A 12,857-nucleotide genomic window follows, 5' to 3' on the forward strand; every position below is an offset into this window, starting at 1 on the left:
AAAAGGACAATTTTGCAACGGGTGATGGAGAGGGGAGAGAAAACAATGCGAATTAAACCTGACGATAACTGGCGTTGGTATTATGACGAAGAGCATGACCGAATGATGCTCGATTTAGCCAATGGCATGTTATTTCGCTCGCGTTTTGCCCGTAAAATGCTCACCCCGGATGCATTCTCTCCGTCCGGTTTTTGCGTTGATGACGCCGCACTGTATTTCTCCTTTGAAGAAAAGTGCCGCGACCTTGAACTCTCTAAAGACCAGAAAGCAGAACTGGTACTTAATGCGCTGGTGGCCATTCGCTATCTGAAACCACAGATGCCGAAAAGCTGGCACTTTGTGGCGCACGGCGAAAACTGGTCACCCGGAACCGGCGATGCGGCCTGCGTCTGGCTGAGCGACACCCAGGAGCAAATTAATCTGTTAGTGGTGGAGCCTGGTGAGAATGCGGCCCTGTGTTTGCTGGCGCAACCGGGCGTGGTCGTGGCCGGACGAACCATGCAGCTTGGCGATGCGATTAAAATCATGAATGACCGGCTGAAGCCGCAGTTCCGTCCTCACAGCTTCAGCCTGGAGCAGGCGGTTTAGAGCGCCAGTTTTAGCGCGGTTTTTGGCACGCAGCTACAGCTGAGGATGGTGCCGTCATCAGCAAGCGCTGATTTTTTCAGTGGGTTTACTTCACCTTCCAGCAGTTTGATACGGCAGCAGCCGCATATTCCCGCCCGACACGAATAGGGAACCCGGATCCCCTGGTTTTCCAGTTGCTCAAGCAGTACCTGTTGATTGTTCCCCTGAAACGCCTGTCCCTGCCAGTCGATGGTGACGCTGGTATCAGGCTGTTGCACGGCGTCAACGGCGTCATCCTGAGCAGCAGCGCCGTATACCCGGGCCGGGCCAGTTGCTAAAATTTCAACATCGTCGCCGACGCGAATCACCCCGCTGTTACGGGCTATCAGATTCAGCCCGAAATCGACATCGCCATTATCCGGTGCGGTACGGAAAGTTTGCAGCGTCGCCAGCGGTTCGCCGGAGGGATGCTTTTGCCCTTTTTCCGGACTGACCGTAGTAAAAATACAGCGGCTGCACGGCTTCGCTACATCAAAAATGACCTCGCCAATGCGGATCACTTTCCAGCTGTCTTCTTCCCATGCGGTTGCTCCGGATACCACGATGTTCGGGCGAAACTGTTCAACCTGCACACCTGCCGGACAGCGCTGCTGTAAATCGCGCAGCGAGGCGTCATTCACCAGCAGGTACGGAAAACCGTCGGCAAAGGAGAGCGGCACGCCCGCGTGGCGTTTGACCCGGCGGGTCAGCTGCGGCCCCACCCAACGGAGTTGCACGCTGCGCGAAAAGAAGCCACTTAGCCACTGGTTGATAGCATCTGGGGCGATTCGCGCGGTGAAATGGTTACCCCACACTTCCGTTGGCGCATCCTGGGTGGCGAAATCAGCAAACCGCACCCGCGCGCTGCTGCCGTCAGGCGCGGTTAAATGCAGGCCGTCATGCAGAGGAGAAGGGGTAAAGCGCACCATTTGCGGAAACTGACGAGCGGTAATGAAGGTGCCATCAGCTTCGGTTAGCATAAAAATACGATCGAAAGCCAGACCGCTGACGTCTGCCAGAGCGTGGGTCAACCCAATGCCGCGCATTGATTTGACGGGATGGATAAAAAGTCTGGATAACGTCAACACTGTACAGTCCCTCGAAAGAAATAAGCCCTCAACTTTATGACATAGCGCCCATATTAGCTATAATGCGCAGCAATTTTCTTCGAGTATAAGTGACGCTATGAATTCTTTGTTTGCCAGTACGGCCCGTGGGCTGGAAGAGCTGTTAAAAACTGAACTGGAAAACCTCGGCGCCGTGGAGTGTCAGGTGGTTCAGGGTGGGGTCCATTTCCAGGGCGACACCCGGCTTGTCTACCAGAGCCTGATGTGGAGTCGCCTGGCCTCGCGCATTATTTTACCGTTGGGTGAGTGCAAAGTTTACAGTGACTTAGACCTTTATCTCGGCGTGCAGGCGATCGACTGGACGGCGATGTTTACTCCTGGAGCGACCTTTGCTGTCCACTTCAGCGGGCTGAACGACACCATTCGTAACAGCCAGTACGGCGCGATGAAAGTCAAAGATGCGATTGTCGATGCTTTCACGCGTAAAAATCTGCCGCGCCCGAATGTCGATCGCGAATCGCCAGATATTCGCGTCAACGTCTGGCTGAATAAAGACACGGCCAGCATTGCGCTGGATTTAAGCGGCGACGGTCTGCATCTGCGCGGCTATCGCGATCGCACCGGTCTGGCACCTATCAAAGAGACACTGGCGGCGGCGATTGTCATGCGCTCTGGCTGGAAACCCGGTACGCCGCTGCTCGACCCGATGTGTGGTTCGGGCACGCTGCTGATTGAAGCGGTCATGTGGGCGACCGATCGCGCGCCTGGCTTACACCGTGGCCGCTGGGGATTTAGCGGCTGGGCCCAGCATGACGACGCTCTCTGGCAGGACGTAAAGGCGGAAGCGCAAACCCGCGCCCGCAAAGGTCTGGCTGAATACACTTCGCATTTTTATGGTTCTGACAGTGATGCCCGCGTGATTGAACGCGCGCGCAGTAACGCCCGCCGTGCGGGGATTGGCGAGCTGATCACCTTCGAAGTGAAAGACGTGGCGAAACTGAGCAATCCGCTGCCGAAAGGTCCTTACGGGACAGTGATCAGCAACCCGCCCTATGGCGAGCGTCTGGACAGCGAGCCGGCGCTGATTGCGCTGCACAGCCTGCTGGGACGCACCATGAAGAACCAGTTCGGCGGCTGGAACCTCTCTCTGTTCAGCGCCTCACCGGATCTGCTGAGCAGCCTGCAACTGCGTGCTGATAAGCAATTCAAAGCGAAAAACGGTCCGCTGGACTGCGTGCAGAAAAACTACCATGTGGCGGAAAGCACGCCGGACAGCAAACCGGCGACGGTGGCGGAAGACTACGCCAACCGCCTGCGCAAGAACATCAAGAAGCTGGAAAAATGGGCGCGTCAGGAAGGCATTGAATGTTACCGTCTCTACGATGCCGACCTGCCGGAATACAACGTTGCGGTAGATCGTTACGCTGACTGGGTGGTGATTCAGGAGTACGCCCCGCCGAAAACCATCGATGCGCAGAAAGCGCGTCAGCGACTGTTTGACATCATCGCGGCCACGCTGTCGGTGCTGGAGATTGCGCCGAACAAACTGGTGCTGAAAACCCGTGAACGACAGAAAGGGAAAAACCAGTATCAGAAGATGAACGAGAAGGGGGAATTCATTGAGGTGGGCGAATACAACGCTCGCCTGTGGGTGAACCTGACCGATTACCTGGATACCGGGCTGTTCCTCGATCACCGTATTGCACGACGGATGCTGGGACAGATGAGTAACGGGAAAGACTTCCTCAACCTGTTCTCCTACACCGGCAGCGCCAGCGTGCACGCAGGTTTAGGCGGTGCGCGTAGCACCACGACGGTCGACATGTCGCGTACCTATCTTGAGTGGGCGGAGCGTAACCTGCGTCTGAATGGCCTCAGCGGACGTGCGCATCGGCTTATCCAGGCCGACTGCCTGGCCTGGCTGCGTGAAGCCAATGAACAGTTTGATCTGATTTTTATCGATCCCCCGACGTTCTCCAACTCGAAACGCATGGAGGACGCCTTTGATGTCCAGCGCGATCATCTGGCGCTGATGAAAGATCTGAAACGTCTGCTGCGTAAAGGCGGCACGATCATGTTCTCCAACAATAAACGCGGATTCCGTATGGATCTTGACGGTCTGGCGGCGCTGGGACTGAAAGCACAAGAAATCACCCAAAAAACGCTTTCCCAGGACTTTGCCCGTAACCGTCAAATCCACAACTGCTGGCTGATTACCGCCGCCTGAAAGGATAAATAAATGTCATTAATCAGTATGCATGGCGCATGGCTGTCGTTCAGCGACGCGCCGCTTCTCGATAACGCAGAACTGCATATCGAAGATAACGAACGCGTCTGTCTGGTGGGCCGTAACGGCGCCGGAAAATCCACGTTGATGAAGATCCTTAATCGTGAACAGGGTCTGGACGATGGGCGCATTATTTATGAGCAGGATCTGATTGTTGCGCGCTTGCAGCAGGATCCACCGCGTAACGTGGAAGGCACCGTTTACGATTTTGTGGCGGAAGGGATTGAAGAGCAGGCTGAATACCTTAAGCGTTACCACGACATTTCACGCCTGGTGATGACCGATCCGAGCGACAAAAACCTGAATGATCTGGCGAAGGTGCAGGAACAGCTCGATCACCACAATTTGTGGCAACTGGAAAACCGCATCAACGAAGTGCTGGCGCAGTTAGGGCTGGATCCTAACGCGGCGCTGTCGTCACTGTCCGGCGGCTGGCTGCGTAAAGCAGCGCTGGGGCGTGCGCTGGTCAGTAATCCGCGCGTTCTGCTGCTGGACGAACCGACCAACCACCTCGATATTGAAACCATTGACTGGCTGGAAGGGTTCCTGAAATCGTTCAATGGGACGATCATTTTTATCTCCCACGACCGTTCTTTTATTCGCAATATGGCTACCCGTATTGTCGATCTCGATCGTGGCAAGCTGGTGACCTATCCGGGGAATTACGATCAGTACCTGGTCGAGAAAGAAGAAGCGCTGCGTGTGGAAGACCTTCAGAATGCCGAGTTTGATCGCAAGCTGGCGCAGGAAGAGGTGTGGATCCGCCAGGGCATCAAGGCCCGTCGTACCCGTAATGAAGGTCGCGTGCGGGCGTTGAAAGCGATGCGCCGTGAACGCAGCGAACGCCGCGAAGTGATGGGTACGGCGAAGATGCAGGTCGAAGAGGCCACCCGTTCCGGTAAGATTGTCTTCGAAATGGAGAACGTGGATTACCAGGTCGATGGCAAACAGCTGGTGAAAGACTTTTCTGCTCAGGTACAGCGCAGCGATAAAATTGCGCTGATCGGCCCTAACGGTTGTGGTAAAACCACGCTGTTGAAGCTGATGTTAGGCCAGTTGCCGCCGGACAGCGGTCGTATCCATGTCGGTACGAAACTGGAAGTGGCCTATTTCGATCAGCACCGCGCCGAGCTGGATCCAGACAAAACGGTGATGGACAACCTCGCGGAAGGCAAGCAGGAGGTGATGGTTAACGGTAAACCGCGCCATGTGCTCGGCTATCTGCAGGACTTCCTGTTCCATCCGAAACGGGCGATGACCCCGGTGCGTGCGTTGTCTGGCGGTGAGCGTAACCGTCTGCTGCTGGCGCGTCTTTTTCTGAAACCCAGCAATCTGTTGATTCTCGATGAACCAACCAACGATCTCGACGTCGAAACGCTGGAGTTGCTGGAAGAGCTGATTGATGGTTATCAGGGTACCGTGTTACTGGTAAGCCACGATCGTCAGTTTGTCGACAATACGGTGACCGAGTGCTGGATTTTTGAAGGCAACGGGAAGATTGGTCGTTATGTTGGCGGTTATCACGATGCGCGTGGCCAACAGGAACAGCATCTGGCGTTTAAACAGCCAGCGGCGAAAAAAACTGAGGAAGTTGTTGCCCCGAAAGCAGAAATTGTAAAACGCGGCAGTAGCAAACTAAGCTATAAACTGCAGCGCGAGCTGGAACAGCTACCGCAGATGCTGGAAGCGCTGGAAGCGAAACTGGATGCATTGCAGGCGCAGGTTGCCGATGCCGCCTTTTTCAGCCAGCCACATGAGCAGACGCAGCAGGTTTTGGCCGATCTGGCAAAAGCAGAACAAGAACTTGAGCAGGCCTTTGAGCGCTGGGAGTATCTTGAAGCGTTAAAGAATGGCGCATAATTAAGGAGCACACCATGTGCGAACATCATCATGCCGCAAAGCACATTCTGTGCTCGCAGTGTGACATGCTGGTGGCATTGCCCCACCTTGAGCATGGTCAGAAAGCGGCATGTCCGAGATGTGGCACAACATTGACGATTATGTGGGACGCACCGAGACAGCGTCCCACCGCGTACGCATTAGCCGCGCTGTTTATGTTGCTCTTATCGAATCTGTTCCCCTTTGTGAATATGAATGTCGCAGGGGTGAGCAGTGAAGTGACCCTGATGGAAATCCCCGGCGTTCTCTTTTCGGAAAATTACGCCAGTCTCGGCACCTTCTTTTTACTCTTCGTGCAACTGGTTCCTGCTTTTTGCCTGTTAACCATTCTGCTGTTGGTGAATCGGGTACAAATGCCCGGTCGGCTCAAAGCCCAACTGGCGCGAGTTTTATTTCAGTTGAAGAGTTGGGGGATGGCGGAGATTTTCCTCGCTGGCGTACTGGTGAGTTTCGTTAAACTGATGGCGTACGGCGATATCGGCGTCGGCAGTAGCTTTATTCCATGGTGCTTCTTCTGCATTCTGCAACTGCGCGCGTTTCAGTGCGTCGACCGTCGCTGGCTGTGGGATGATATTGCCCCCATGCCTAAAATTAAGCAGCCCCTAACGCCTGGCGTTCCCGGCATCCGTCAGGGATTACGCTCTTGCTCCTGCTGCACGGCGATCCTTCCGGCGGATGAAAATCTTTGCCCGCGCTGTGAGACGAAAGGCTATGTGCGGCGCAGAAACAGTCTGCAATGGACGCTGGCGTTACTGTTCACGTCTATCATGCTGTATCTGCCGGCCAATATTCTGCCGATCATGATAACGGATCTCCTGGGGTCAAAACTGCCTTCCACCATTATTGAGGGGGTGGTTTTAATCTGGAGCGAAGGTTCTTACCCGGTAGCGGCGGTCATCTTTATCGCCAGTATCATGGTGCCGACACTAAAAATGATCGCGATTGCCTGGCTATGCTGGGACGCCAAAGGGCACGGCAAGCGTGACAGTGAACGAATGCATTTGATTTACGAAGTGGTGGAGTTCGTTGGTCGCTGGTCAATGATTGATGTGTTTGTTATCGCCGTGCTCTCTGCGCTGGTGCGCATGGGAGGTTTGATGAATATTTATCCAGCAATGGGTGCATTGATGTTTGCTTTAGTCGTCATTATGACAATGTTTTCTGCGATGACATTTGATCCGCGTCTGTCGTGGGATCGTGAACCAGAACCAGACCATGAGGAGTCCTGACAACATGGAATCTAAAAGTGGGGAAGCCAAAATCCAGAAGGTAAAAAACTGGTCTCCCGTGTGGATTTTTCCCATCGTCACTGCGCTCATTGGGGCATGGGTCCTGTTCTATCACTACAGCCATCAGGGACCGGAAGTGACCCTGATTACCACTAATGCCGAGGGCATTGAGGGCGGAAAAACCACCATTAAAAGCCGCAGCGTTGATGTGGGCGTGGTCGAAAGCGCCACGCTGACCGACGATCTGACGCACGTTGAAATCAAAGCGCGCCTGAATGCCGGTATGGAAAAACTGCTGCACAAAGACTCCGTGTTCTGGGTGGTGAAGCCGCAGGTTGGACGCGAAGGGATCAGCGGCTTAGGCACGCTGCTTTCTGGCGCCTACATCGAACTGCAACCGGGTAATAAAGGCAACAGACTGGAAAAGTATGAGCTGCTGGATTCGCCGCCGCTGGCGCCGCCGGATGCCAAAGGGATCCGCGTGGTGCTCGACAGCAAAAAAGCCGGGCAACTGAGTCCGGGCGATCCGGTTCTGTTCCGTGGCTATCGCGTCGGATCGGTAGAAACAAGCACTTTTGATCCGCAAAAACGCAGCATCAGCTATCAACTGTTCATCAATGCGCCAAACGATCGTCTGGTCACCAGCAACGTCCGTTTCTGGAAAGACAGCGGGATTGCGGTCGATCTGACTTCTGCCGGGATGCGGGTAGAGATGGGATCGCTGACAACGTTGTTTGGCGGGGGCGTCAGCTTTGACGTGCCTGAAGGGCTTGAACAGGGTCAGCCGGTTGCCGAGAAGGCCGCCTTCAGCCTGTATGACGATCCGAAAAGTATTCAGGATTCGCTGTTCACCGAACACATCGATTACCTGATGTTCTTCAAAGATTCGATCCGGGGTCTGCAACCGGGCGCGCCGCTGGAGTTCCGCGGTATTCGTCTGGGGACGGTGAGTAAAGTGCCGTTCTTTGCGCCGAATATGCGCCAGGTATTTAACAACGATTACCGCATTCCGGTGCTGGTGCGCATTGAACCCGAGCGGCTGAAAGCACAGCTTGGTGAAGATACGGACGTGGGTGCACATCTGGCCGAACTGCTGAAACGGGGCTTACGCGGCTCGCTGAAAACCGGGAACCTGGTGACCGGGGCGCTGTATGTCGATCTGGACTTCTATCCGAAAGAGCCACCGCTTACCGGTATCCGCGAGTTTAACGGTTATCAGATCATCCCGACGGTGAGCGGAGGTCTGGCGCAAATTCAGCAGAGACTGATGGAAGCGCTGGATAAGATCAACAATCTGCCGTTGAACCCGATGATTGAGCAGGCTACCAATACGTTGAGTGAAAGCCAGCGCACGATGAAACATCTGCAAACGACGCTGGATAACATGAACAAGATTACCTCCAGTCAGTCGATGCAACAGTTGCCGGCGGATATGCAGAACACGTTACGTGAACTGAACCGCAGCATGCAGGGCTTCCAGCCTGGCTCCGCAGCCTACAACAAGATGGTGGCCGATATGCAACGTCTTGATCAGGTACTCCGCGAGCTACAGCCGGTGCTGAAAACGCTGAATGAGAAGAGCAACGCGCTGGTGTTTGAAGCGAAGGACAAGAAAGATCCAGAGCCGAAGAGGGCGAAACAATGAAAAAGTGGCTAGTGGTGGCGATGGCGTTCTGGCTGACGTCGTGCAGCTCCAGTGGAGAGAATAAAAGCTATTATCAGCTCCCTGTTGCGCAGGGAGGCGTGCAAAGTACCGCAAACCAGGGTAACCGTCTGCTGTGGGTCGAGCAGGTTACGGTGCCAGATTATCTGGCTGGCAATGGCGTGGTCTATCAGACCAGCGATGTGAAGTACGCGATCGCCAATAACAATTTGTGGGCCAGCCCGCTGGATCAGCAATTGCGTAATACGCTGGTTGCCAATCTGAGTACGCAACTGCCAGGTTGGGTAGTGGCCTCTCAACCTTTGGGCAGCGTGCAGGATACGCTCAACGTAACGGTAACCGGCTTCCACGGTCGTTATGATGGTAAGGTGGTGGTCAGCGGTGAGTGGCTGCTTAACCACCAGGGACGTCTCATCAAGCGTCCGTTCCACATTGAAGCCATTCAGACGCAGGATGGTTACGATGAGATGGTGAAAGTACTGGCAACCGTCTGGAGCCAGGAAGCTGCGGCGATCGCCCAGGAGCTGAAGCGCATTCCATAGTTTAAATTTTTGTAAATAAAACCGTCTCAGACCGCGTGTTTGGGGCGGTTTTTTTTTACCGGCAGGATGACCCAGGAACTTGTTCCGGCTCACATTTTTTGTACAACTGAGTTTTTCGCTAGCTCACAAATATGACACCCGTGTGAATTTTGTACATTGACGGGACAGGGGATTCGCGGTATTCGTTTAGTGTGATTGCACACTTCGTAATCACTGTTATCTTTTCCACCAGATATAAGTATGAGGGAAACGAGGCATGAAGAGACAAAAACGAGATCGCCTGGAACGGGCACATCAACGTGGTTATCAGGCCGGTATTGCCGGACGTTCGAAAGAAATGTGTCCCTATCAGACGCTGAATCAGAGATCGTATTGGCTGGGAGGCTGGCGAGAAGCCATGGCTGACAGGGTGGTAATGGCCTGATTCTGTCTCTTTAAAAAAGAAACCTCCGCAGTGCGGAGGTTTCGCCTTTTATAACCTGTGATAAACGGCACACTGGCCCTTTACCGGGTCAGGCATCAGAATGCAGAGGTGTCCTGGAACAGACCCACTTTCAGATCGTTCGCGGTATAGATCAGACGCCCATCCACCAACACTTCACCATCCGCCAGGCCCATGATCAGGCGGCGATTCACGATGCGCTTGAAGTGGATACGATAGGTCACTTTCCTGGCAGTAGGCAGTACCTGACCGGTGAACTTCACTTCGCCTACGCCCAGTGCGCGGCCTTTGCCTTCACCGCCGAGCCAGCCGAGGTAGAATCCAACCAACTGCCACATTGCGTCCAGCCCCAGACAACCCGGCATGACGGGATCGCCAATGAAGTGGCATCCGAAGAACCAAAGATCCGGATTGATATCCAGCTCTGCCTCAACATAACCTTTGTCGAAGTTACCGCCCGTTTCGGTCATCTTGACGACACGGTCCATCATCAGCATGCTCGGAGCAGGCAACTGCGGGCCTTTCGCACCAAACAGCTCACCGCGACCAGAGGCAAGAAGGTCTTCTTTTGTATAGGATTCGCGTTTATCTACCATGTTCTCTGTAAGCCTTATTTTATTGAAGCACGCAGGATAGCTAACACGTGTACGCTGAACAAGTCCGATCAGTTCGGAAGAATCCCGTTCAGCCAACGCAGCGGCCACGGAAAACGGTGACGTCCTTCCTGTTGCGTCGCCTGAGCGATACGCTCCTGGATAGTCTGCATCAACGTTGTCTGGCCTTCACCATCCCACAGCAGATTTAACAGCAGCGGCAGCGCGTCGGTAACGTCATCTACCGCCCAGATAGTGAACTTCTCTTCTTCAACGGCCTGTAGCAGTGCGGGTTGCAGGCTAAGATGCCTGACGTTGGAAGAGGGGATGATGACCCCTTGCTTACCCGTCAGTTCGCGCTGTTGGCAAATCGTGAAGAAGCCTTCAATTTTTTCATTTAAACCGCCAACGGGCTGAGCGCGACCGAACTGGTCGACCGAACCGGTAATGGCGATGCTCTGATTAACTGGCACATCGGACAGCGCGCTTATTAGTGCGCACAGTTCCGCCATGGAAGCGCTGTCGCCATCGACTTCACTGTAGGACTGTTCAAACGTCAGCGAGGCCGAGAAGGGGAGTTGTTGCTCGAGCTGGAGTTCCGACATCAGGAACGCCTGCATGATCATCATTCCCTTAGCATGAATATTACCGCCAAGTTCGGCTTTCCGCTCAATATCCGTGAACTCACCATCGCCAATGTGCACGACGCAACTGATACGTGAAGGTTCACCGAAGGCGCGCGGGTGGCCGGGAAATTCAATCACCGACAGGGCGTTGATCTGACCAACGCGCTCACCCTCTGTTTCGATCAGGATCTGTTCCTGGAGGATCTCATCCTGCATGCGTTCGGCCAGGAATCCTTCGCGCCACTCTCTCTGGGCAAGCATCAGGCTGAGCTGTTCACCTGTGCAGGTTTCACTTTCGCACAGCGGCGCGACTTCCGTGAACTGCCTGATGATCCACAGCGGATTGAGCGGTAACGTATCCTGTTCGCCGGTATAACGCACTGCTTCGCGAACCAGTACTTCCCAGGCATCGGGCGCCGGGTAAGGTAACTGATTACGTTTCGCAGTCCACGTCACCCACTGACACCACTGCGTCATGGATTCTGCATCCACGATCTGCATGTTATCTTCGAATTCGCTATAAATAGCCTGCTCGGCCAGTTCAGGTTCCATTTCCTGGAAATCCGCCAGCGACTCGCGCTCACCAACTAACAGCACCTTCAGTTTAAGCGGCATAGACGGCACGGAGACCGGCAGCGGGCGGGACTCATCAAAGGCTACCCAGTCAAAGCGTTCGCGGCTGACAATGGCCTTCAGGCGCATCCACAGCAGCGGTTGTGCAAGCAGGGTGCGCAGGGAGATAACCAGCACGCCGCCATTGGCCTGGTGAACCAGTCCGGGCTGCAGCGTGATGTCGCCATTGAATTGACGCAGGCAGCCAAACAGCTGTTCTGCCTCAACCCAGTCGGCAATCACCACCTGTGATAAGGTGGCAAAATTGTCTTCAGCCCGCTCAGCGTCACGATAGTGAATCGTGTGGCCCGAAACCTCGTAGTGACCTCCAGTCAGGCGACCGGTGTCGTGCTGTAAGGCACGTGCGGCATCGGCCAGAAGATTAAGATACTCAAGCTCTTCAGGCGCTTTGGCCAGCATGAAAGGGGATGTGGCTCTGGGCTGTAACAATTGCTCCAGGGCAAATTGTAAGCGTGGTTGAGTATCACTCAGTAATGTGTCGTTTTCTTCAGTGACATGTGGCTGTGCAAAAATCTCCTGATAACTGTCGGTATCAGGGACAAGATCACGCCATGCAAGTTTCGTAATGGTCAAAGTTGATGTTTTATAGTCTGTTGTAAAAGACGCGATTATAGCGTAACCGTCCGCGCTTCACACGTGGAAAGCGACGGTAAACGCACAGGAGCGTGCAGAGTGGCTCACAGCCTGAAGATTCTTTTCTTCAGATGCTGAAAAAGCTGATATTCTGATAGGAGTGACACGGTAACATTGAGATCGCCATGAAATATCAACAACTTGAGAATCTTGAAAGCGGTTGGAAGTGGAAGTACCTGGTGAAGAAGCACCGCGAAGGGGAATTAATTACCCGTTATGTGGAGACCAGTGCTGCCCAGGAAGCCGTGGATTTGTTGCTTACGCTGGAAAATGAACCGGTGCGGGTCAATCTCTGGATTGATGAACATATGAATCCTGCGCTGCAAAACCGCATGAAGCAGACGATACGTGCGCGGCGTAAACGTCATTTCAATGCCGAGCATCAGCACACGCGAAAGAAATCTATCGATCTGGAGTTTATCGTCTGGCAGCGACTGGCCGGACTGGCGCAGCGGCGCGGTAAGACGTTATCAGAGACCGTGGTGCAGCTCATTGAAGATGCAGAGAATAAAGAGAAGTATGCCAACAAGATGTCTTCGCTGAAGCAGGATCTGCAGGCGTTGTTGGGCAAAGAGTAGTCCGCTACGTTACAACCATCCTGTCGATAACAGACGAAAAAAAACCCCGCAGCGCGGGG

Annotated in this window: 11 protein-coding genes; 8 read left to right on the top strand and 3 right to left on the bottom strand. The window is 54.2% G+C overall.

Going from position 1 to position 12,857, the window contains the following annotated elements; genetic code table 11:
* Positions 1-45 precede the first annotated feature (45 nt).
* A complete protein-coding gene (gene zapC / locus OGY35_RS18115) occupies positions 46-588 on the top strand; it encodes a cell division protein ZapC (RefSeq protein WP_152405231.1) in 543 nt (180 codons plus the stop codon).
* On the opposite strand, the gene OGY35_RS18120 is transcribed toward zapC, so the two are convergent.
* A complete protein-coding gene (locus tag OGY35_RS18120) occupies positions 585-1,694 on the bottom strand; it encodes a YcbX family protein (protein WP_286633047.1) in 1,110 nt (369 codons plus the stop codon). The two genes, zapC and OGY35_RS18120, sit on opposite strands and share 4 nt — an antisense overlap.
* A 97-nt stretch (positions 1,695-1,791) precedes the next feature.
* Between OGY35_RS18120 and rlmKL the strand changes: the two genes are divergently transcribed.
* The 6 genes from rlmKL to rmf all read left to right on the top strand — a co-directional run bounded on the left by rlmKL (position 1,792) and on the right by rmf (position 9,717).
* Positions 1,792-3,900: a bifunctional 23S rRNA (guanine(2069)-N(7))-methyltransferase RlmK/23S rRNA (guanine(2445)-N(2))-methyltransferase RlmL gene (rlmKL, locus tag OGY35_RS18125; RefSeq protein WP_286633048.1), complete on the top strand. Its 2,109-nt coding sequence runs from the start codon at positions 1,792-1,794 to the stop codon at positions 3,898-3,900.
* Positions 3,901-3,912: 12 nt separating this feature from the next.
* Positions 3,913-5,820 (top strand): ABC transporter ATP-binding protein, encoded by a 1,908-nt coding sequence (locus OGY35_RS18130; protein WP_286633049.1) that lies wholly within the window; start codon positions 3,913-3,915, stop codon positions 5,818-5,820.
* 14 nt (positions 5,821-5,834) lie between these two features.
* Positions 5,835-7,088, top strand: coding sequence for a membrane integrity-associated transporter subunit PqiA (gene pqiA, locus OGY35_RS18135; protein WP_152405227.1), 1,254 nt, complete (start codon positions 5,835-5,837; stop codon positions 7,086-7,088).
* Positions 7,089-7,092: 4 nt separating this feature from the next.
* Complete coding sequence (pqiB, locus tag OGY35_RS18140) at positions 7,093-8,733, top strand: intermembrane transport protein PqiB (RefSeq protein WP_286633050.1); 1,641 nt, start codon at positions 7,093-7,095, stop codon at positions 8,731-8,733.
* Complete coding sequence (pqiC, locus tag OGY35_RS18145) at positions 8,730-9,293, top strand: membrane integrity-associated transporter subunit PqiC (RefSeq protein ID WP_286633051.1); 564 nt, start codon at positions 8,730-8,732, stop codon at positions 9,291-9,293. Before pqiB ends, pqiC begins: the two co-directional genes overlap by 4 nt.
* A 256-nt stretch (positions 9,294-9,549) precedes the next feature.
* Entirely contained in the window at positions 9,550-9,717 is a 168-nt protein-coding gene (gene rmf / locus OGY35_RS18150) for a ribosome modulation factor (RefSeq protein ID WP_042320000.1), read from the top strand.
* A gap of 95 nt (positions 9,718-9,812) precedes the next feature.
* On the opposite strand, the gene fabA is transcribed toward rmf, so the two are convergent.
* Both fabA and OGY35_RS18160 read right to left on the bottom strand, forming a co-directional pair.
* A complete protein-coding gene (fabA, locus tag OGY35_RS18155) occupies positions 9,813-10,331 on the bottom strand; it encodes a bifunctional 3-hydroxydecanoyl-ACP dehydratase/trans-2-decenoyl-ACP isomerase (RefSeq protein WP_152405224.1) in 519 nt (172 codons plus the stop codon).
* A gap of 68 nt (positions 10,332-10,399) precedes the next feature.
* On the bottom strand, positions 10,400-12,160 hold the full coding sequence (locus tag OGY35_RS18160; protein WP_152405223.1) for an AAA family ATPase: 1,761 nt from the start codon (positions 12,158-12,160) through the stop codon (positions 10,400-10,402).
* A 185-nt stretch (positions 12,161-12,345) separates the two neighbouring features.
* Between OGY35_RS18160 and matP the strand changes: the two genes are divergently transcribed.
* Positions 12,346-12,798, top strand: coding sequence for a macrodomain Ter protein MatP (matP, locus tag OGY35_RS18165; protein WP_286633052.1), 453 nt, complete (start codon positions 12,346-12,348; stop codon positions 12,796-12,798).
* The last annotated feature ends 59 nt before the right edge of the window (positions 12,799-12,857 follow it).

The sequence above is a fragment of the Citrobacter sp. Ct235 genome (assembly GCF_030332305.1).
Taxonomy (GTDB): domain Bacteria; phylum Pseudomonadota; class Gammaproteobacteria; order Enterobacterales; family Enterobacteriaceae; genus Citrobacter_A; species Citrobacter_A telavivensis.